Annotated in this window: 17 protein-coding genes; 11 read left to right on the top strand and 6 right to left on the bottom strand. The window is 63.5% G+C overall.

Going from position 1 to position 21,250, the window contains the following annotated elements:
- The 3 genes from NLY43_RS02240 to NLY43_RS02230 are packed head-to-tail and all read left to right on the top strand — an operon-like array spanning nucleotide 1 to nucleotide 2,886.
- Nucleotides 1–819 (top strand): ABC transporter ATP-binding protein, encoded by an 819-nt coding sequence (locus NLY43_RS02240; protein ID WP_023684944.1) that lies wholly within the window; start codon nucleotides 1–3, stop codon nucleotides 817–819.
- Nucleotides 820–833: 14 nt separating this feature from the next.
- Entirely contained in the window at nucleotides 834–2,207 is a 1,374-nt protein-coding gene (locus tag NLY43_RS02235) for an MlaD family protein (RefSeq protein ID WP_023699351.1), read from the top strand.
- Nucleotides 2,208–2,244: 37 nt separating this feature from the next.
- Nucleotides 2,245–2,886: an ABC-type transport auxiliary lipoprotein family protein gene (locus tag NLY43_RS02230; protein ID WP_444849013.1), complete on the top strand. Its 642-nt coding sequence runs from the start codon at nucleotides 2,245–2,247 to the stop codon at nucleotides 2,884–2,886.
- Here the strand turns inward: NLY43_RS02230 and NLY43_RS02225 are convergent.
- On the bottom strand, nucleotides 2,811–3,674 hold the full coding sequence (locus tag NLY43_RS02225; protein WP_245264037.1) for an RNA ligase family protein: 864 nt from the start codon (nucleotides 3,672–3,674) through the stop codon (nucleotides 2,811–2,813). The genes NLY43_RS02230 and NLY43_RS02225 overlap by 76 nt on opposite strands.
- A gap of 6 nt (nucleotides 3,675–3,680) precedes the next feature.
- Nucleotides 3,681–9,890 carry a kinesin gene (locus tag NLY43_RS02220; RefSeq protein WP_286459569.1) on the bottom strand — a complete coding sequence of 2,070 codons (6,210 nt, stop codon included), beginning with the start codon at nucleotides 9,888–9,890 and terminating at the stop codon, nucleotides 3,681–3,683.
- A 313-nt stretch (nucleotides 9,891–10,203) separates the two neighbouring features.
- On the opposite strand from NLY43_RS02220, the gene NLY43_RS02215 reads away from it, so the two are divergent.
- The 3 genes from NLY43_RS02215 to NLY43_RS02205 all read left to right on the top strand — a co-directional run bounded on the left by NLY43_RS02215 (nucleotide 10,204) and on the right by NLY43_RS02205 (nucleotide 12,156).
- Nucleotides 10,204–10,542 carry an Hpt domain-containing protein gene (locus tag NLY43_RS02215; RefSeq protein WP_023688665.1) on the top strand — a complete coding sequence of 113 codons (339 nt, stop codon included), beginning with the start codon at nucleotides 10,204–10,206 and terminating at the stop codon, nucleotides 10,540–10,542.
- A gap of 157 nt (nucleotides 10,543–10,699) precedes the next feature.
- Nucleotides 10,700–11,020 (top strand): 2Fe-2S iron-sulfur cluster-binding protein, encoded by a 321-nt coding sequence (locus NLY43_RS02210; protein WP_023673507.1) that lies wholly within the window; start codon nucleotides 10,700–10,702, stop codon nucleotides 11,018–11,020.
- 104 nt (nucleotides 11,021–11,124) lie between these two features.
- Complete coding sequence (locus NLY43_RS02205; protein WP_023712402.1) at nucleotides 11,125–12,156, top strand: NAD(P)/FAD-dependent oxidoreductase; 1,032 nt, start codon at nucleotides 11,125–11,127, stop codon at nucleotides 12,154–12,156.
- A gap of 20 nt (nucleotides 12,157–12,176) precedes the next feature.
- Here the strand turns inward: NLY43_RS02205 and NLY43_RS02200 are convergent, their stop codons facing one another.
- Together NLY43_RS02200 and NLY43_RS02195 are read right to left on the bottom strand one after the other, a co-directional pair.
- Nucleotides 12,177–13,661, bottom strand: a complete 1,485-nt coding sequence (locus tag NLY43_RS02200; RefSeq protein ID WP_023712401.1) for an MDR family MFS transporter — start codon at nucleotides 13,659–13,661, stop codon at nucleotides 12,177–12,179.
- Nucleotides 13,662–13,892: 231 nt separating this feature from the next.
- Complete coding sequence (locus tag NLY43_RS02195) at nucleotides 13,893–14,513, bottom strand: DUF922 domain-containing Zn-dependent protease (protein WP_023728091.1); 621 nt, start codon at nucleotides 14,511–14,513, stop codon at nucleotides 13,893–13,895.
- A 148-nt stretch (nucleotides 14,514–14,661) separates the two neighbouring features.
- Here NLY43_RS02195 and folP point away from each other — a divergent pair, with 148 nt between their 5' ends.
- From folP to folK, 3 genes are read left to right on the top strand one after another with little or no spacing between them, the layout of a single operon-like run.
- Entirely contained in the window at nucleotides 14,662–15,507 is an 846-nt protein-coding gene (gene folP / locus NLY43_RS02190) for a dihydropteroate synthase (RefSeq protein WP_023712400.1), read from the top strand.
- Between the two features lie 17 nt (nucleotides 15,508–15,524).
- Complete coding sequence (gene folB / locus NLY43_RS02185) at nucleotides 15,525–15,884, top strand: dihydroneopterin aldolase (protein ID WP_023673502.1); 360 nt, start codon at nucleotides 15,525–15,527, stop codon at nucleotides 15,882–15,884.
- Entirely contained in the window at nucleotides 15,868–16,386 is a 519-nt protein-coding gene (gene folK, locus NLY43_RS02180; RefSeq protein ID WP_023685987.1) for a 2-amino-4-hydroxy-6-hydroxymethyldihydropteridine diphosphokinase, read from the top strand. Before folB ends, folK begins: the two co-directional genes overlap by 17 nt.
- Here folK and NLY43_RS02175 read toward each other — a convergent pair.
- Together NLY43_RS02175 and NLY43_RS02170 are read right to left on the bottom strand one after the other, a co-directional pair.
- Nucleotides 16,383–16,931, bottom strand: coding sequence for a DUF924 family protein (locus NLY43_RS02175; protein ID WP_023673500.1), 549 nt, complete (start codon nucleotides 16,929–16,931; stop codon nucleotides 16,383–16,385). The two genes, folK and NLY43_RS02175, sit on opposite strands and share 4 nt — an antisense overlap.
- Nucleotides 16,931–18,778 carry a monovalent cation:proton antiporter-2 (CPA2) family protein gene (locus NLY43_RS02170; RefSeq protein ID WP_023673499.1) on the bottom strand — a complete coding sequence of 616 codons (1,848 nt, stop codon included), beginning with the start codon at nucleotides 18,776–18,778 and terminating at the stop codon, nucleotides 16,931–16,933. Before NLY43_RS02170 ends, NLY43_RS02175 begins: the two co-directional genes overlap by 1 nt.
- 160 nt (nucleotides 18,779–18,938) lie before the next feature.
- Here NLY43_RS02170 and NLY43_RS02165 point away from each other — a divergent pair, with 160 nt between their 5' ends.
- The gene (locus NLY43_RS02165) at nucleotides 18,939–19,928 is read left to right on the top strand and encodes an AraC family transcriptional regulator (RefSeq protein ID WP_023673498.1); all 990 of its coding nucleotides are present in this window, start codon (nucleotides 18,939–18,941) and stop codon (nucleotides 19,926–19,928) included.
- A gap of 59 nt (nucleotides 19,929–19,987) precedes the next feature.
- Nucleotides 19,988–21,196 (top strand): MFS transporter, encoded by a 1,209-nt coding sequence (locus NLY43_RS02160; RefSeq protein ID WP_023688655.1) that lies wholly within the window; start codon nucleotides 19,988–19,990, stop codon nucleotides 21,194–21,196.
- Nucleotides 21,197–21,250: the final 54 nt, after the last annotated feature.

Raw genomic sequence — 21,250 nt, 5'->3', positions numbered from 1 at the left:
ATGATGCGCAGAAACTCAAAGGCGACCAAGGCTGTGCAGGGAATGGAAGAAGACGATATCGTGCTGTCGGTGCGCGACATCACCGTTGCCCTGGACGACAAGCTGATCCTCGACAAACTGGCGCTCGACATCAAGCGCGGCGAAATCCTCGGTTTCGTCGGCGCCTCGGGCGCCGGCAAATCGGTGCTGCTGCGCACGATTCTCGGCCTGCTGCACAAGCAGTCCGGCACGATCAAGCTGTTTGGCCTCGACCTCGAAAAGGCCAGCGACATCGAACGGTTGCGCATCGATATGCGGCTTGGCGTGCTTTTCCAGCACGGCGCCCTGTTTTCGGCGTTGACCGTGCAGGAAAACGTGCAGGTGCCGATGCGCGAATATCTCGATCTGCCGAAGAAACTGATGGACGAGCTGGCCTTGCTCAAGATCGAACTGGTCGGCCTGCCGCCGGACGCCGCGCAAAAATTTCCCTCGGAGCTTTCGGGCGGCATGATCAAGCGCGCCGCCCTGGCGCGGGCGCTGGCGCTCGACCCCGACATCGTCTTCCTCGACGAGCCGACTTCCGGCCTCGACCCGATCAGCGCGTCCGAATTCGACGAACTAGTGGTCAAGCTGCGCGATACGATGGATCTGACGGTCTATATGGTGACGCACGATCTCGACACGCTGTTTACCGCTTGCGACCGCGTGGCGGTGCTCGGCAACAAGAAAATCCTGGTCGAAGGCACGATCGACGACATGCTGAAAAGCGAAGAACCGTGGGTCAAATCCTATTTCCGCGGAAAACGCGCTCGGCAACTTGATCTTGCCGCGCGCGCATAGACATAAGTGGGGCAATGGAAACCAGAGCCAACTACGTAATTGTCGGCATTTTCACCCTGGCTGCAATCCTGGCGGCGTTCGGGTTCGTCTATTGGACCGCCCAGATCGGTGATCGCGGCGAGACGGCGGAGCTGCGCGTGCGCATTCAGGGTTCGGCCTCCGGCCTCGGCCCCGGCAGTCTGGTGCTGTTCAACGGCGTCAAGGTCGGGGTGGTCAAGCGCGTCTATTTCGACCGCAATGACCCCAATGCCGCCATTGCTACGACCGAGATCGACCAGACAACGCCGCTCACCAAATCGACGCAGGCCGATATCGGCATCGCCAGCCTTGCCGGCCAGGTCAACATCGAATTGAAGGGCGCCGATCCAAAGGAACCAAATCTCCTGGAAGAGGCGGCAAAGGAAGGCAGGACCGCCGAGATCGTCGCCAATCCATCGGCGGTCACCAACCTGCTGCAGACGGCGCAGAATATCTTCACCCGTGCCGACAAGGTGCTTTCCGAACTCGAAGGTTTCACCAGGGATGTGCGCGGGCCGCTGACCCAGACCGTCAAGAACGCCCAGACATTTTCCGATGCGCTGGCCAGGAATGCCGACGGCATCGACAAGTTCCTGACCGCCGTCAGCGCGCTGTCGGATGAGCTGAAGGGTGTTTCCGGCAAGCTCGACGGCACGCTGAAGGCTGCCGAAAGCCTGCTCAATGCCGTCGACAAGGACAAGATCAAGAGCATCGTCGCCAATGTGGACGCCGTCACCGCCAATCTGAAGGAGACCAGCGAACAGCTCGACGGCGTGATCAAGAACGTCGATACCGCGGTCGGCTCGGTCAACGATTTCGCCACGCGCACGCAAGGCACGCTGGCCAAGGTCGACAATGTGCTCGACGGCATCGATCCGGCGCAGGTGCGCGTGGCGCTCGCCAACATTCAGAAGGCCAGCGAAAATGCCAACAAGGCCGCCGCCGACATCGCCAAGGTGACCGACAAGTTCGCCGACCGGGCCGACGACATCGACGAGACGATCAAGGACGCCAAACAGCTTGCGTCGCGCCTCAACGATGCCTCGGTGCGCGTCGACGGCATCCTGAAAAGGGTCGATACGCTGCTCGGTTCGGGCCAAGCCGACGGCGTCATGGCCGATGCCAGGGACACGCTGAAGTCGTTCAAGCAGGTCGCCGACACGCTGAACGCCCGGCTTGGCACGATCACCGACAATATTGCGCGCTTCTCGGGCCAGGGCCTGTCGAATGTCGAGGCGCTGGTCCAGGACAGCCGGCGTTCGATCAGCCGCATCGAAGAGGCGGTGACCGATCTCAGCCGCAACCCGCAGCGCATCCTGTCGGGCGGCGACGGCGAGGTCCGGCAGTTCGATGGCAGGGCACGGCGTTGACTTCCGTGCCCGCCCGCAGCAATTACATGGACCGCGGATGCGGATTCATCATACGATCCGGGGACAGTGGGGATCACGCGTGACGTTCGGGTTGGGTGGGTATAGATCGGCAGTCGTTTTGCTTGGCCTGACGCTGGCTGGTTGCGCGGCATTGGGAGGCAAGCCGGCGCCACTCGATACGTTCGAGCTGTCCGCCCCGTCGATCGACGCGCATGGCCACAGCCGCCGCCAGATCCTGATCGCCCAGCCATCCGCGCTCAAGGCGCTGGACAGCCAGAACATCGTCATCAAGCCGTCAGATCGCTCGATCCAGTATCTTAAGGGCGCGCAATGGGCCGACCGGCTGCCGCTGATCGTGCAGGCGAGGCTCGCCGAAACCTTCCAGCGCTCCGGAAGCTTTGCCGGCGTCGGCAAGCCGGGCGAGGGGCTGGCGATCGACTACCAGGTGATCGTCGAGATCCGCTCCTTCGAAGTCCGCGTCAATGGTGGCGAGCATGCCGAGGTCAATCTCTTCGTGCGCATCCTGAACGACCGCAACGGCGAGGTGCGCGCCTCGAAGAGCTTCACCGCATCCGCTCCCGTCTCGGGCAGCGGCAATCCGGCCTATGTCAACGCGCTCGACAGCGCCTTCGGCGAGGCGGCGAAGGATGTTGTGGGCTGGACGGATTCGGTGATCTGACCGAACCCGGCGAGGCGCTTGAGACCCAGGAATCTTAGCCGCCTGCCAGACGGTTGGTGACCAGTTCTGCCCTTCATCCAGTGGGTTTCACTCTGGACATGTCCTGCCCGTACATATTTGCCCATGCGAATGGGCATGTCTGCCTCAGCAAATGCTTTGGCAACCCTAGCCACAAAGCCTTCTTGCTTGGCCTTATCCAGGGACGCAGCCAGATCATCGAAGAGGTTGGGGCTGAAAGGCCCACGATAGAGCGTGGGAACAGGAGTGATGCCCAGTTCCTCAAACCGGGCCAGGGTCAAATCCCACGGTTGAATCTCGGTCCCGATGATCCATGCAAAGCCAAGAAAAAATGACGGCAGCGCATCATACGCAACCGAATGTCGGGCATAGAGGTTCTCGCCGACAATCCGTTCATCGTCAGCAAGTTGCGGTGAAACATTTGCTGCAAATGCCTTCAGCCAGTCTCGGGATGGATGATAACGGCTATCGGGACTGCGCGCGTGAGAGCCATCGCGATGAAGGGTTGTGTTCTCTCGATCCATCTTCTCGGTGACCACAAGATCAGCCACCCTTAGTCCTTCAAGCGACGCCATGACCTTGTCGTCGCTGGTGGCTCCGACCGATATCGGCAGATGAAAGGTGCGACCGTATTTCCTCATGCTGGAGGCATAGCTTGCAGCCCATCGCGCCAGCAAGGGCAGCCTGAGTTCTTTGCGCTCGTCATTGTTCGATCCATGACAAACGAAAAAGGCGGGAAATTTCCCGCCTTTTTCATTTTGATGCAGCAATCCTAGCTAGTGCAAACGGCCGCTCGCATGGGCCAGCATGGTGTAGACCTTGCCGGTGTCCGACGTCAGGTAGGTCTGCGCCATGATGTTGTCGCGGTCGTTGCGCGAGACGTCCTTGAGCAGCTTCTCGAAATCGTCGCAGTAGCGGTCGACGGCGGCGCGGAACTCCGCCTCGGCCTGATATTTGCGGCGGATTTCGTCAAAGGTCTGCTGGCCCTTGAGCGTGTAGAGGCGGCGCGTGAACACGTCACGCTCGCCGCGCCGGTAGCGGTTCCACAGCTCGATCGAGGCGTCGTGGTCGATCGCCCGGGCAATATCGACCGAGAGCGAGTTGAGCGACTCCATGACATGCAGCGGCGAGCGCTGGGCGGGAGTTGCGCGCGGTGCTTCCGCGGGCGCAGCCGGCCTGGCGACTTCCTCCTCGCGCGATGCCCCGGTCAGGAGATCGCGCACCCAGCCGCCTTGCGGCGTGCGGGCGTTGGCGTCGCGCTGGCGCGGTGCTTCGGCGGGGCGTTCGATATCGAGCGTGCCACGCAGGCCGCCCAGCGGCGCCTGCGGAGCAGGGCGTTCCGGCTGTGGCGCCGGCGGCGGGCGGCGTACCGGCTCGGCCGGGCGCTGCACTGGCGCCTGCGGCGCCGGGCGCAGGGCGCGCGGTTCGGCATTGTCGCCGCCGCGTCCCGATTTCGCAACGATATCCGAAAGTTCCTTGAGCGCGTTGATCTGCTCGGCAACGGCACGGCGGATCGCCGAGGTCGATTCCTTGGCCTCTTCCGGCATCTCGATGACGCCCTTCTTGAGCTCGGCGCGGGTGAGGTCGAGCTCGCTCTTGATCGAGCTTGCGGTGCGCCGCATCTCCTCGGTCGCATCGGCGAACCGGCTGGTTGCCGAATCGACCACTTCCGTTATGGCGATGCGGATCTTGTCGGCTGATGCCAGCGTCTTGCCTTCGGCATTCTGCATCGTCTGGCCGACAAGGTTTTCGAACGAACGCATCACCTTCTCGAGGTCTTCCGACTTCTTGACAAGGCCGACGGCGAGATCTTCGAGCGACGATTGCCGCTCAAGCGTGTGCTCCAGATTGCTCTGCGCCGAGCTCAACAGATCCGAAGCCGAGGACAGCAAGCGGCTGTGCTCGTCGAACTTGGTGGCGATCGAGGCCACTTCGCGCAGGGTCGACGACGACAGTTCGGTAAGCCGCGTCGTGTTCGAATCGACCAGGCGTGCCGAGCTGGCGAAGGTCTGCGCGGCCTTTTCGGTGGTTGCCGCGAAGCTTTGCGTGCTGCCGCTCAGACGTTCGTCAACCTGGCCGAGGTTGATCGCCGCCTGTTCGATCAGCTCACCAAGCTGCGAGCTGGAGACGCTCATGCGGCCGATGAGGTCGGCGACGCTATCGGCGAGCGACGAGCGCGCGCCTTCGACGGCCGACAGCGTTTCGGCGGTGCGGCTGGCGAGCGCGTTGACGAGGGCGGCATTTTCGCTGCGCAGCTTCTCGGTCGCGCGTTCGGTGACCTCTTCCATGCTCTTTTGCAGTTCCGAGCCGCCCTGGGCGAAGCGCTCGACCAGCGGCCGCGCGGTTTCGTCCAGGATCTTCGCCATCTCGGCCGAACGCGCCGCCAGCATCGTGTTGAGCTCGCGGGTATTGGTGCCGATGGTCTTGGCAGCGTCGTTGGTGCTCTGGCCGATGTGCTGGCCGACTGCGGTAAAAGTCTCCGCAATCGTGTTGGCGCGCGAGATCAGCTGAGCTTCTGCGCTGGAAACCTGCTCGTTGAGCTTCTGGCCCATCGTCTCCGTCGTATAAAGAAGGCGGTTCTCGACGCTGGCGACCTGTTCCTCGACGCGCGAAGCTGCAGACGCAACGCTCGCGGCCAGCCGCTCGTCGGCGCCGGCAAGAGCCTGCTCCATCTCGCGGGCGTGGACGGCAAGTTCTTGGCCGGTCTGGCGTGCGCGTTCGGCAACGCGCTGCTCGGTGCTGGCGAAGGCACCGACGATGTTGTCGGCATGCTCGCCGATCGTCGACGTGGAGTCGGCGATGCGCGACACCAGGCGGTGATCGGCCTCGTCGAAGATGCGGCTGATCTCGGTGGCGCGTGCCGACAGCGCGTCCGAACCCTCGGCAATGCGCGAGATCAGCTGCTGGTCGGCGGCGTCGAAGATGCGGCCAAGGTCCGAGGCGCGGGCGGCCAGCGCTTCGGCGGATTCGCCGATGCGCATGCTCAGCCGCTGGTCGGCGCCCTCGAAGTTACGCAGGATGTCGCCGGCGCGGTCGGCCAGCGACTGCGCCGTCTCCACCGCGCGCGCGACCAGCTTCTGGTCGGCGGCGTCGAACGTGCCGGCGATCTCGCCGGCGCGGGCAGCCAGCCGTCCGGCCGTTTCTTCGGCGCGGGCGAGCAGCGAGTTCGACGTCTCGTCATGTCGGGCAAGCAGCACGCTCGTTGTGTCTTCGGCGCGAGCAAGCAAGGCATTCGTCGTATCCTCGGCGCGAGCAAGCAGGACGCTCGATGTGTCCTCGGCACGTGCGTGCAGACGGCGATCCGCGTCCTCGAAGGTGCGGGCGATGTCCTCGGCCCGGGCCAAAAGGGCGGCCGAGGTCTGCTCGGCACGCTCGGCGATCTTGCGGTCTGCGTCGCTGAAGGCAGCACCGGCCTGTTCGTGCAGCGCGCTGGTGACTTCCATGACCTTCTCGCGGAGCGCGCCGGCAACGAAGACGGCGCTCTTTTCAAGCACGCTGCGGACATTGTCGACACCCACCGACAACGCGCGCTCCATGGTTCCGGCGCGCTCTTCGATGATGCCGGTCTGCTTGCTGAAGGCCTGCTCGATCTTCTCGACATCGGCAGCGATTGCCGCCGAGATATCGGTGCTTCTGCCGGCAATCTGGTCGATATGGCCCGACAGCGAGCGGTCGACATCCTTACGTATGTCGGCGAGCTTTGCCAGATCGTCTTCCAGCGCCTGGGTCAACATGTTGCGGCCTTCGGCCAACTTGCCGACATGGCCGGCGATGATGTCGTCGACCTCACCGCGGCTTGCCGACAGCTTCTGCAGGTCGGCTTCCAGCGCACGTTTCAGGATGTCTCGGCCCTCGGCCAGCTTCTCGACCTGGCCTGCGACCAGTCCGTCGATGCTCGACCGGCTCTCGGCCAGCTTGGCGAGGTCGTCCTCGAGAGCCTTCGACAGCGTCGCGCGATCCCGGACGAGCTTGTCGCTGTGACCCTCGATCAGGCTGTTGACATTTTCCAAATCCGCTTCCAGCACCCGTGCGAACTCGCCACGGTTTTCGCTCAGCTTCTGCGACTGGTCGGCAATGGCGCTCCTGATCGCATTGAGATCGGCTTCGAGCGCCCGTGTGAGGATGTCTCGGCCCTCGGCGAGCTTCTCGACCTGTCCGGCGACCAGCCCATCGATGTTGGAGCGGCTCTCCGCCAGCTTGGCGATGTCGTCTTCCAGTGCCTTTGAGAGCGCCGAACGGTCCTGGACGAGCCTGTTTTGATGATCGGCCATGATGCCGCTGACATTGTGCAAATCGTCCTGAAGCGCCTGGGATAGCGTCGAACGATCCTGGACAAGCCGGCTCGAGTGGTCGGTGATCAGGCTGTTCACATTCTGAAGGTCATCCTTAAGCGCCTGGGATAGCGTCGAACGATCCTGAACAAGCCGGTTCGAGTGGTCGGCGATCAGGCTGTTCACATTCTGCAGATCGGCCTCCAGTGCCTTGGAAAGCTGACCGCGCTCTTCCGCCACCTTGTCGGAATGACCCGCGATGGCGCCCTTGATGGTGTTGAGGTCGGCTTCGAGCGCGCGCTTGAGGATATCGCGGCCCTCGGCCAGCTTCTCGACCTGGCCGGCGACCAGCCCGTCGATGCTCGACCGGCTCTCGGCGAGCTTGGCGAGGTCGGCCTCGAGCGTCTGTGACAACAGGCCACGATCGTCGGCAAGCCGGCTCGAATGGTCGGAGAGCAGGCCTCTGATGCCGGACAGGTCGTTCTCCAGCGCCTTGCTGAGTTCGGTGCGATCCTCGGCCAGTTTCGCAGAGTGGTTCTCGATCACGCCCTTGATGCCGATAATGTCGTTTTCGAGCGCCTTGGTCAGGATGGCGCGGCCTTCGGCGATCTTTTCAACCTGGCCGGCGACCAGCCCGTCAATCGAGGCGCGGCTGTCGGCGAGCTTGCCGAGATCGGCTTCCAGGGCGCGCGACAGAATGTTGCGGCCTTCGGCCAGCTTACCGACATGCCCGGCGACCATTTCGTCAATGATCGTACGGGCTTGCACAAGTTTTCCGGAGTCTTCATGCAAAGCCTGGTTGAGCCGGTTGCGGCCTTCTTCAAGCCGCTCGAGATGGCTGCCCAGCGACGCGTCGATGGCGGCGCGCGACTCGTTGACCTTGCGCAGATCCTCTTCCAGGGCGCGCGAGATCAGGTTGCGGCCTTCGGCCAGCTTCTGCACCTGGTTCGTTACGGCCGCATCGATGCCGGCGCGGCCCTCGGCGAACTTCGCCAGGTCCGCCTGCATGGCAGCCGCCATGCGTTCGCGGCTTTCGGACAGCTTGCGGCTGTGGTTTTCGACGGCGTCCTCGATGCCGACACGGGCATCGGCAAGACGCTGGATGTCGGTGTCGAATGAGCGCGACACGACATGGCGGGCGGCTTCCATCCGGCCGGCGAAATCGCTGGCGCGGGCTTCGAGCATCGACGAGGTCGACGAGACGATGTCGGCCATGTCGGCGCCGATCTGGGTCTTGCCCTGATCGATCATGGCCGACAAATGATCCTTGCTCTCGGCAAAGGTGTGGGCGATCTCGCGGGCGCGCTCGACCAGCGTTTCGTTGATCTGGCGGGCGCGCGCCTCGAGCGCGGCGTTGAGCTTCTGCGTGCCGGTATCGAGTGCTTCGGCGCGGGTCTGGAATTCGCTGATCAGCGCCTGGCCGCGCTCGGCCAGCGTCCGCTCGATGCCGTTCAGGCTGGACTCGAATTCCGAGCTCAGGGTGCGGGCGGCGCCGCCGAGCAGCGACACCATACCGGTGGTGCGGTCGTCGAGCAGGTCGGTCAGCGACCGGGTCAGGCCGTCTGTGGTGTCCGTCAGCTTGGCGATGCGGGTGTCGAGCAGCGAAGCAAAGGCTTCGCCCGATGTCGACAGCCTGTCGGTGATCGAATCCAGCCGGGTTTCGACGGAATCGAAGATCGACATCGAGCTTTCATTGATGCGGTCGATCAGCGTGTCGCCGGAATTCGTGATCGTCATCGACAGCTTGGTCGACGCGTTGAGGATAGAGTCGCGAATAATGTCGGAGGCCGCGCCGATCTCGTCCTTCAGCGTTTCATGCGCGCCGGTGATCGAGGCGCGCACGCGCTCGGCATGAGTGACGACGGCTTCGCGCTCGCTGCCCAGCCCGTCGACCAGCGACCGGATGCGCGATTCATTCTCCGAATAGGAGCGTTCGATCTGGTTGACCTCGCTGTGGACCAGCGTTTCGAGTTCGACGGCGCGCGCCAGCGTGCGCTCGATGCCTTCGCCCATCGCCGCCACTTCACGGCGAACGGCCTGGCCGATCATCATCACGCGATCCTGGGCGAGGTTTTCCGGCTCCGCCAGACGGAAAGCCACTTCCGTCATCGACTGCGCGGCAATGCGCATTTCCTGCGCGCGGCGGATCATCGCCGCGAAGGCCCAAAACAGGACGACCGGTATGATTGCCGCGATCGCCAGGCCGATCAGTTCAGGGCGGGCCAGGATTTGATCGAATGTACGAATTTTCCAGATGCTGGGGCCAAACAGCAGATTGGCGAGGCCGCCGGCGCCGGCGATCCAGGCCAGCGACACGAACGCCACGACCCAATAGATCGTGCTAGACGCGCGCCGGTTGAGGCTGTGCAGCAGCGTCTTGTAATCTTTCTGGCGGTCATCGTTTGCCGGCTTGAAGCCGGCTGGCTGCGCGCTGTTGCGCGATTCGACCGGGCGCAGCTCGGCGGGCTTGGCTGCCGGCTTCGCACTCTGGTTTTGTTGGACGGGCGCATTTTGAGCGGGGGCGGGCTTCTGGGGGCGGCCTTCGCGCGCCAGTTCGTCCGCGGCCTGCGATATCTGCGCTTCCAGATCTTCCATCGACGCCGCGATATCGAGATCGCCGCTGCCGTCTCCGCTGAGATCGAGGTCTAGTGCCTTTTCGAGTTCCCTGGCTACGTCGCTGTCGAGAGTTCTGGTCGTCGTTGGTTTCTTCGCCATGCCTTCGCTACCCTGTACTAGCTGCCGAGGGACTTCTTATTTTTGCCTGATTCTGGCTCGTCTTATCCCACGCAGGAGGCTGAAAATGGACCTTCGTATCGTAATGACACACAGGGGTAAAGAAAACATGCATTCCGCGAGATACGTAAAACTTTAAATATAAGGTTAACGACAACGTGATCTAACCGCCTCAACGGCAACAATTTTCCAGCCCATTCATTAACGCGTTGGCGACGGAAATCGCCTAGTTTTTTCGGCGATCGGCACAAGGAGTTTCAAATTGGTACGCGGTGAAAGCGGCATTGCCTTCTCAATGCCGGGCGGCGATGCGTCGGGACCGGCCCGTTCGCGCCCAGTGGATCTGGCCCATCTGGCCCGTCAGACTATGGGCGATCGCGCCCTCGAACAGGAGGTATTGGCGCTGTTCGTACAGCAGGCGCTTTCCGTCCGCGACAGAATAGTCGATGCCGATGTCAGGGAGCGACTGCTTCTGGCGCATGGGCTGAAAGGTTCGGCGCGCGGGGTCGGCGCCTTTGCCATCGCCGACTGCGCCACCTCGATCGAACAGCAGCCGGAAGATGCGCGCATCCTCAAGCGCCTCGGCACCCTGATCGAGGAAGTGCGCGATTTCATCGCCGCCATCAGCCGGTAATGGCTGCCGCTCGGCAGCGGCCACCGGGATGAATCGACGGGGCCAGGGCGTGCTTTGGCCAGCTTTCCGAAAAAACGTCACAAAGCGGCGCTTTCGCGCCGCAGTTGACTTGTCCGGTGGAGTGATTATCTCGGCTGGGACTCCCTTCAGGTGATAAATGACCAAGCTGACCTTCATTGCCCATGACGGCACTCCTTTCGATGTCGAGGCCGAAAACGGCTCGACCGTCATGGAGAATGCGATCCGTAGCGCGGTGCCGGGCATCGAGGCAGAATGCGGCGGCGCCTGCGCCTGCGCGACCTGCCATGTCTATGTCGACGAAGCCTGGACGGCCGAGGTCGGCGAGCCGGAGGCGATGGAAGAGGACATGCTGGACTTCGCCTATGACGTCCAGCCGAACTCGCGGCTGTCCTGCCAGATCAAGGTGCGCGACGCGCTTGACGGCCTGGTCGTGCGCGTGCCGGCTCGCCAGGGTTGATCTCCCGTACCATCTGATTTTTCCCGCCGCCGCTTGGCAGCGGGCCAATGCTCATGCAGTCTCGCGCCAGTTTCGCCCCAGTCTGACAATGAGGCTCGCCTGGCATGACCGATGTAATCAAGACGGACGCACTCATCGTCGGGGCGGGTCCGGTCGGCCTGTTCGCCGTGTTCGAACTTGGCCTCTTCGACATGAAGTGCCATCTGATCGACATCCTCGACCGACCGGGCGGCCAATGCGCCGAACTCTATCCGGAAAAGCCGATCTACGACATTCCAGGCTGGCCATCGATCTCGGCGCAAGGCCTGGTCGACAGACTGCTCGAGCAGATTCACCCGTTCAAGCCGGATTTTACCTTCAACCGCATGGTCTCCAGCCTGGAAAAGCTTGACGACGGCTCATTTCGGGTCACCACCGACGAGAACGAGGTGTTCGAAGCCAAGGTGGTGGTGATCGCCGCCGGTGGCGGCTCGTTCCAGCCCAAACGGCCGCCCATTCCCGGCATCGAGGCCTATGAGGGCAGGAGCGTCTTCTATTCGGTGCGCCGTATGGAGGAATTCCGCGGCCACGACCTCGTCATCGTCGGCGGCGGCGATTCCGCACTCGACTGGACGCTGAATCTGCAGCCGGTGGCAAAAAGCGTCACGCTGGTCCATCGCCGGCCGGAATTCAGGGCGGCGCCCGACAGCGTCAACAAGATGTACGCCATGCAGGAGATGAAGCAGCTGGAGTTCCGGGTCGGCCAGGTGAGCGGCCTGACCGGCGCCGATGGCGAGCTGGCCTCTGCTACCATCAAGGGCGGGCCCGACGGCGACATCGAGGTGCCGTGCACGCGTATGCTGCCGTTCTTCGGCCTGACCATGAAGCTGGGCCCGATCGCCGAATGGGGGCTCAACCTTCATGAGAACCTCATTCCGGTCGATACCGAGAAATTCCAGACCTCGGTGCCAGGCATCTTTGCCGTCGGCGATATCAACTGGTACCCAGGCAAGCTGAAGCTGATCCTTTCGGGTTTTCACGAGGTGGCGCTGATGGCGCAGGCCGCCAAGCGCATCATCAGCCCCGGTGAGCGCATCGTCTTCCAGTACACGACGTCGTCGACCAGCCTGCAGAAGAAGCTCGGCGTCGTGGAGTAGGTCCTACAGGGCTTTCCGGATCACTCCACCAGAACGACTGGCGCCTCGGCGTCGTCGCGGCCGCGCAGTGACTTCTCCGGCATCAGCGCCAGCGTCATCAGCGCCAGCACGAGCGTGACGGCCGCGGCAAGGAAGATCATCATGAAGGGCGTCGCCGAGACGATCTGTCCGGCAGCCGGCGCGCCTTCGCCGGCAAGCGGCAGGCCATAGCCGAGCGCGACGGCGCCGAGCATGGCGACGCCGAGCGCGCTGCCCAGCGAACGCAGGAAGGTCAGCACGCCGGTGGCAACGCCGAGATGCGCGCGGTCGACGGCGTTCTGCACCGATACGGTGGCGACCGGGAAAGTGGTGCCGCTTCCAAGGCCGATGCAGATGGTCAAGAGCTCGACCACCAGCAGCGAGGCGCGGCCGGCGACCAGGCTGAGCACGCCAAGGCAGATAATGGCGAAGAGAACGCCGACCATGGCTATACGCTTGTAGTGGAAGAAGCGCGGTATCGTGCGGCCGCTGAAGGTCGCGCCGGCGACCGTTCCGAGCAGCAGGCCGAGCATGGCAAGGCCCGACTGGCTGACCGACAGGCCGATGATCGACTGCAGATAGACCGGCAGGTACACCGACAGGCCGATATTGGCGGCCTGCAGCAGGAACATCGACGCCGTGCCGGCAAGCACGATCGGATTGCTCAGCACTTCAAGCGAAATCAGCGGCTCGGCCGCACGCATCAGCCGCAATGCGAACGCACCCCAGAAAACCGCCGAACAGGCGAGCAGCCCGACGATCTCGCGCGAGGCCCATGGATAAGCGCTGCCGCCCCAGTTGAGGGCCAAAAGCAGCAACGCAGTCGCCACCACCAGAAGCAGCGCGCCCAGCGCGTCGATGCGATGCCGCTTTGCGGCGACCGGCAGTTTGCGCAGCGGCTTGTTGATGATTGCCATGGCCACGATGCCAAGCGGGATGTTGATCCAGAAGATCAGCGACCAGTGCAGATGTTCGGCAAAACCGCCGCCGAGCAGAGGTCCGGCGATGCTGGCGACCGCCCAGGTGCCCGAAATCCACGCGGCATAGCGCGCCCGTTCGCGCGGCGGCACAAGATCGCCGATGACGATCTGCGCCAGGGCGAACAGGCCACCGCCGCCCGCACCCTGGATCGCCCGGCCGATGACCAGCACGAACATGTTGGGGGCCATGGCGCTGACCAGCGATCCCAGAAGGAAGATCAGGATCGCCGCATAGACGGTCGGCCGGCGGCCGTAGACGTCGGAAATCTTGCCGTAGAGCGGCGCCATGGCCGTCGCCGTCAGGAGATATCCGGTCACGATCCACGGCAGGTAGTCGGCGTGGCCGAGCGAACGGCCGATGGTCGGCATGGCCGGCGCGACGATTGTCTGGTCAAGCGCTGCCAGCAGCATTGACAGCAGGATGCCGGCGATGATGACGTTCTTCTCGCTTTCCGTCAGCGGTGCGGCGGGAGGCAGCCTAGCCGGCTTGTCGACAGCTTGGTCCATATCAGTTCATCCATAAAGTTTGAGAGCGATTGCGCGGCGCCAAATGGCCGCTCCGCTACGCGCCGCCTCAATTGGTCTTGATCTGGTGTTTCGAAGCTCGCGCCTTGCCAGCCTGACATATCTTGCGAGCCTGACATATGTCGTCCCGTATAGGCCGATTTCGACCTATGCCCGAAAATTTTCTGGGGCTGGCCTCATGTTTCGGCAGAATTGGCTTGGTATCGCCGTGTTTCAGCCGGGCGGAAGCTGGCCGTTCTCGACGCGCTGCATGCGGTAGCGCAGCAGCCGCAGGATGCGGCTTTCGAAATTCACGCCTTCCACGCGGTCGAAGCGCAATTGGTCCTGGTCATGCCTGGCGAGTTCGGCCGCGGTGATCTGCGCCGCCTTCGCCTTTGCCCCGGCGCAGGTCTTTTGCGCAAAGCTCGCGTTCAGCGCGTCTTCGAGCAGACGGCCGTGGTTCTTGGCGATCTCGACATGACGCTCCTCATGGCGCTTGATATCAGCCGACAGGGTGTCCCAGAACAGCCTGACATCGGGATCGGCCTTGCGCGGCCTGCGCCACTCCGGAAGGATGACCTTGACCTTGACGGTAACGGCGGCCTTGGCGATGCGGCAGGTGTCTGCGGTTTGCGCGTAGCTGATGCGGGTGGTGAACGCCATCTGGGTGGCGCCTGGATGCCGCATCCCGGTGCTTTTCACCTCGGGTCCATGCTTCGACAATTGCGTCTCGATGTCATCGAGCGTGCTGCCGCCGATGGCAAAATAGCTGTAGGTCTTCACCAGATTGGCAGCATTCGCCGGCAGGACGGTCAAAGCCAGCATCAGGGCGCAGAGCAGGGGTCGTTTCATCATGTTGCCTCTTCACTCACCTTGCTTTACGGCCGTTGCCGGCGCAACGGAATTGATCTTCCACCGATCACGCATCGTTGATGGATTGCAAGCGCTCGATGAGCCACATGCCAATGAGCCACATGCCAATGAGACACATGGTTGAAGGACAATGACGACAAGGCGATGGCAACTGGCGCATAAGTGCCATCTCGACCTTGGCGAGAAAGCCATTGTGGTCGGCATTCTCAACGTCACGCCCGACAGTTTTTCGGATGGCGGACTGTTCATCACGCCTGACCAGGCGGTGGCGCAGGCGCACCGCATGGTGGAAGAAGGCGCCGCCGTCGTCGATATCGGCGGGGAATCGACGCGCCCCGGCGCCTCGCCCGTGACGCCTGAAGAAGAGCAGACCCGCATCCTGCCGGTGATCGCAGCACTTGCCAGTTCAGGCGAAGCCCTGATTTCGGTCGACACCTATCGCGAGGAAACCGCGCGCTTGGCCGTCGCCGCCGGCGCGCATATCGTCAACGATGTCTGGGGCTTGCAGCGTGAACCCGGCATCGCCCGCGTCGCCGCCGAGACCGGCGCCGGACTGGTCATCATGCATACCGGGCGCGGGCGGCAAAAACTGCCCGACGTCATCGCCGACCAGTTTTTGTTCCTCAAGGCTTCGCTGGAAGACGCCAGGCGCAGCGGCGTTGCGGACGATCATATCGTACTCGATGCCGGCTTCGGCTTCGCCAAGGAGACGGCTGAGGAAAACCTCGACCTGATGGCGCGGTTTTCCGAGCTTAAGGAGCTCGGTTTTCCCTTGATGGCCGGCACCTCCAGAAAACGCTTCATCGGCACCGTCACCGGCCGCGAAGCCGGCGCGCGCGCCGCCGGGACGGTAGCCACCAGTGTCATTCTGAGGCTGAAGGGCGCCGATCTGTTTCGCGTCCACGATGTCGCAATCAACGTGGACGCACTGGCGGTCGCCGATGCTATGCTGGCGCGCGAAAAGCCAGGACGCTGAGCCCAGGACACTAAGAAATGTACGTCATCCGCATGAAGAACTGCGCCTTCTTTGCCCGGCACGGCGTGCTGGATGAGGAAGAGGCGCTTGGCCAGCGTTTTTATGTCGATGCCGAGTTGACGGTCGAGCCCAGCCGCCCGCTGGAGGATGATTCCATCGAGGACACCGTCAATTACGGCATCGCCTTCACGGTGATTGAAAAGATCGTCACTGGACATCGCCGCTTCCTGATCGAGGCGCTGGCGCTCGAAGTGGCGAAGGCGCTGACTTCACGGTTCCCGCAGATCAGGAAGGCCGAGATCACCGTGCGCAAGCCCAACGCACCGGTGCCCGGCGTGCTCGATTATGTCGAGGTGACCGTTGTCTGGCCAGAGTAACAATAACACGGTCTATCTCAGCCTTGGCGGCAATCTTGGCGATCCCTCGGCCTCGATGGCGGCGGCGCTGCGCCTGCTCGACGCCGACGAGAGCACGCGCGTCGTCGCCGTCTCCTCACTTTACCGCACGCCGCCCTGGGGCAAGCTCGACCAGCCGGATTTCCTCAACGCCGCTGCCGAAATCTCGACCTCGCTGGCGCCAAGGGCGCTGCTCGACCTCTGCCTCGAGGCCGAGCGCAAGCTGAAGCGGGTGCGCGAGGAGCGCTGGGGTCCGCGCCTGATCGACATCGACATATTGGTGTTCGGCGACCGCACAATCCACGAAACCGGGCTGGAGGTGCCGCATCCCCGAATGGTGGAGCGCGCCTTCGTGCTGGCGCCCTTGGCAGAGATCGCGCCGGATCTGGCGGTGGGCGGCAGGAGCGTGACCGAGCGGCTCAGCGCCGTCGATACGTCAGGCATAGAGCGGCTGGCTTCCGGCCGCGATTGGTGGCTGGGTTAACCGGAGAAGCCGCCGCCATCGAGAAATGCCTGTTCGTCCGCCGTCGTCTCGCGGCCAAGCATCTTGTTCCTGTGCGGAAAGCGGCCGAAGCGCTGGATGATGTCGCGGTGCTCGATGGCGTATTTCACATACTCCGGCGCCCTGGCGGTGGTGAGCTCGACCGATCTGTCCTGGTCGGCGGGCAGTTCCGAATGTTCGTAGGGCAGGTACAGGAAGACGCGCAGGTTTTCTTCCAGCGAAAGGTCATGGCCGGCCGCAATCGCCTTGGCGGCAAAGTGCCGTGCCAGCGGATCGGTGGCGTACATATGGCCTGAGCCGCGAAAGCAGTTGCGCGGAAACTGGTCGAGCAGGATCATCAGCGCCAGCGAACCCTCGGCATGCTCCGACCATGCGTCGCACTCGCGCCGCGCGGCGGCAAAGTGCAGGTCGAGAAACCTGCTGCGGAAATCCGCGTCGAAGACGTCGTTCTTCTCGAACCACGCGTCTTCGCCGGCCTCGCGCCAGAATTTGGTGACGGCGAGCGCGCGCTCATCCGATGCGGTCATCAGCTTTCCCCCTGATCGGCGGGCTCGGGCTTGTGCAGCACGCCGGCCGTCTCTTCGTTCAGCGCCTGGCCGGGCCGGCGCGGTTGCGTCAGCGGCGTCGGGATCGGCGTGCCGGTATTGCCCCTGAGGAAACGTTGCCCGGCGCGGACGCCTTCGGCCAGTTGCGTCTCCAGTCGGGCATTGTCGCGCCGTCGCACATCCTCGATGACATCGGCGACATCTTCCGGCTCGACGCCCAAAACCTCGAGCGCGGAACCGCCGAAGACGAGGGCCGATTCGAAGGTCTCGCGCAGCTGGAAGTCGACCCCGGCGCGGATGAGCGACAGCGCGGTGCCACGATCGAAGGCACGCGCCAGGACAGTCAGCAGCGGGAACTCCGCCTTGATCAGTTCCGCCATGCGCACGGCGGCGTCCGGCTTGTCGACGCAGATCAGCACGGCGCGGGCGCGGCCTGCACCTGCGGCGCGCAGAATGTCGAGCCGCGTGCCGTCGCCATAATAGACCTTGAAGCCGAAATCGGCGGCCGCCTGGATCATTTCGACATCATTGTCGATGATCGACACGTCGATGCCGCGCAACAAAAGCGGCTGGCTGGCGATCTGGCCGAAACGGCCGAAGCCGATGACCAGCACACTGCCGGTAAGGCCGTCGGCGATGTCGACGCCTTCAAGCGACTGCTCGTCGCGCGGCGTCACATATTTGAGCGCAATGATGGCCAGCGGCGTCAGCACCATGGAGATGATGATGATCGCGGTCAGCGTTGCGTTGGCCCGGCTGTCGATGATGCCAACCGCCGCCGCGGCCGAATAGAGGACGAAGGCGAATTCGCCGCCTTGCGCCATGATCACGGCGCGTTCCAGCGCTTCACGATGACCGCTCTTCAGCAAGCGGGCGACGAGGTAGATGCCGAGCGCATTCATCGCCATGTAGGCGACGACATAGACGGCGATCAGCCGCCAGTTGTCGGCCACCACATGTAGGTCGAGCGACATGCCGACGGCGAGGAAGAAAAGGCCAAGCAGGATGCCGCGGAATGGCTCGACGTCGGCCTCCAGCTGGTGGCGGAAGGTCGATTCCGACAACAGCACGCCGGCGAGGAAGGCGCCCATCGCCATCGAGAGGCCGGAAAGCTGCATGACCAGCGCCGACCCCAGCACGACCAGAAGGGCTGCCGCCGTCATGACTTCGCGCGCCTTGGCGTCGGCCAGGATGCGGAAGAACGGGTTGAGCAGATAGCGGCCGGCCACCACCAGCCCGACGATGGCGCCAAGACCGATGCCGATTTCGGTCAGCCTTTGCTGCAGGGTCATCTCGCTGCCGCCCGGCGCCAGGAAGGCGACCAGCGCCAGAAGCGGCACGATTGCCAGATCCTCGAGCAGCAGGATGGACACGATGCGCTGGCCCTTGGGGCTGGCCATCTCGCCACGCTCTTCCAGAAGCTGCATGACGATCGCCGTCGAGGTCAGGACAAAGCCGGCGCCGGCAACGAAGGATTGCGCGATCGGAAAGCCGCCGGCGAGACCAACACCGGTGAGCAGCAAGGCGCAGACGCCGACCTGCAGCGCGCCGAGGCCGAAAATCTCGCGGCGCAGGCCCCATAGCCGCGACGGCTGCATCTCCAGCCCGATGATGAACAGGAACATGACCACGCCGAGTTCGGCGACATGCAGGATGGCTTCCGATTCGGAAAAAATGCCAATACCGAACGGGCCGATGACCACGCCCGCGGCGAGATAGCCTAGGATCGAGCCCAGCCCCATGCGTTTGAAGATCGGAACGGCGACGACGCCTGCGGCAAGCAGCGCCACCACCTGAATGAGATCGCTGCCCGATGCTTCCGCTGCCATGCCTCTTGTCCCTGTGTCCGACAGCACTCCTTGCATGCACCGGGAGCGGGAGGCAAGGGCGGGAAGCCTGCCAGGATGGGTAGGGTGCCGTGGCAGCGATTCCCCGGTGGAACAACAGTCTGCGCTTGCCTGTCGGACGGCCGGTATCTATATCTGACAAATGCCTGATTATTCGTCCCGGCCGTCGCCGCTGCCACATATCCCGATGGATGCGCTCAGCGAAGTTCTGCAAGACTTTCGCTTGAGTGGCGTCAACTATGGCCGCTGCGAACTCCGGCACCCATGGAGCATAGACTTTCCGCAACAACAACTGCTTCGTTTTCACTTTGTCGGCCAGGGTCCATGCTGGATTCACACCGAAGCGCAAGGCTGGCAGGAGTTGCGCGATGGCGATCTGGTGCTGCTGCCGCAAGGCATCGCCCATCGGCTGGCGAGTGCGCCGGACGTGGTGGGCGATTCGCTCGAGGGCTGCCAGGTGATCAAGTTGGGCGGCAACGTTTGCGAAGTGATACGGCAGGGAACGGGCGCGACAAGCACCCTTTTCTGCGGCTCCATGTCTCTCGGCTCCTATGCGCTCAATCCGTTGATCACGTTGATGCCGCCTCTCATCAAGGGTTGCGACGTGGCCGGCAATGACCCGATGGTCGGCCCTTTGCTGGCGGCCATGACGGTGGAGGCCGCGCAACCGCAGATGGGCAGCGCCACCATCCTGTCGCGTATGGCGGATTTGCTGACAGCCAGGCTCATCCGGTGCTGGGTCAATTGCAACGGCGCATCGACCACCGGTTGGCTCGCAGCCATCCGCGACCCCCATATAGGCCGCGCTCTGGCGGCCATGCACCGCGACCCCGGCCACAACTGGACGCTGGGAAGCCTCGCCGGCGTGGCAGGCCAATCGCGTTCGATTTTCGCCGAGCGCTTCAGCGCGGTATTGGGGGAGGGTGCCGCACATTATCTCGCCCGCCTGCGAATGCAGCTTGCCCGCGAATTGCTGGGCCAAAACGGCTTGTCGGTTGCCGAAGTCGCTACCCGTTTGGGCTATGATTCCGAGGCGTCCTTCGCCCGCGCGTTCAAGCGCATCACCAATGTCTCGCCAGGCGTTGTGCGTCGCACAATTCCCGGACGAATGGATATGAATTTCGGATTTTAAGGTACATAACATCCGGGCGGACTCGCCTATCTAAGATCTCCAACTGTGGAGATCTTTCCGTGACGGACACAACATTACAGCTTGAAGACGCCGCAATCGGCCTTGATGCCGATGCACCAGCCGCGTGGAGCGCGGCCACATGGTTTGCGGTCCTATCATTGGCGGCCACCAGCTTTGCCCTGGTGTCAGCCGAGTTCTTGCCGGCAGGTCTGTTGACGCCGATGGCGCGCGATCTCGGCATCAGCGAGGGAACTGCCGGACAGGTCGTCACCGCCACCGCTTCCGTTGGCGCCGTGACGGCCATGTTGAGCAATGTTCTCATCGGCCGATTGAACCGCAAGGCGGTGCTGGTTGGCCTCATGGCCCTGGCGGTCGGTTCCAATATTCTTGCGGCGCTGGCGCCCAATTTCTGGCTGCTGTTGCTGGGCCGGGCCGGGTTGGGGATCGCTCTTAGCGCTTTCTGGGCACTTTCCGTTGCCGTCGTGGCGCGGCTGGTCGGCGCCAATGCGACAGGTCGCGGCATGGCGATCGTGACCCTCGGCGTCTCGCTCGCGACCATTGCCGCGCCGTCGATGGGTGCGTTGATCAGTGACTGGCTGGGATGGCGCAGCGCGATGGCCATGACGGCGGGGCTGGCCGCGCTTGCCATGCTGCTGCAGCTTCTCAGCCTGCCGACCTTGCCTGCGGCGGCAAGCAACAGCCTTGCAGACGTCTTTCGGCTGACACGGCGGCGTGGCATCCAACTCGGCATGCTTGCCATTGTTCTGCTGATGACCGGGCATTTTGCCGGCTCGGTCTATGTGCGCCCGTTCCTCGAACAGGTGACGCTCCTCACAACCGGGCCGATTGCCCTGGCGCTGCTCGGGTTCGGCATCGCCGCTGTGATCGGCAATATTGCCGGTGGCCGCCTGGCCGACACCAACATCCACATGGCCCTCGCAGTTACCGCCGCGTTGATGGCGTTTGCGGCACTCGCTTTGGTGCTTTGGGGCGCGCAAACCGGCGTTGCCTTCGGCTTTGTTACGCTGTGGGGCTTCGCCTTCGGCATGGCGCCGGTGGTGCTGCCGACCAATATGTCTCGCGCGGCACCTGATGCGCTGGAAGCAGCAGGCAGCCTGATGGTCACTTCCTTCCAGGTTGCCATCACCGTCGGTGCGGTTGTCGGCGGCTATGTCGTGGACACCTATGGCGCTACGGGACCTTTGACCCTAACCGCCGTCCTTGCCGCGGCGACGGCCGCACTGGCGCTGCTGCAGCCTCGTGGCTGAAACCTCGCTTCGTCTGACACGGGCGGCCTCAATCAGGCCGTCCGCGCCGTTGCA

The sequence above is a fragment of the Mesorhizobium sp. C416B genome, assembly GCF_030323165.1.
Classification (GTDB): Bacteria; Pseudomonadota; Alphaproteobacteria; order Rhizobiales; family Rhizobiaceae; genus Mesorhizobium.
This window is presented reverse-complemented; position numbering and strand designations above follow the sequence as displayed.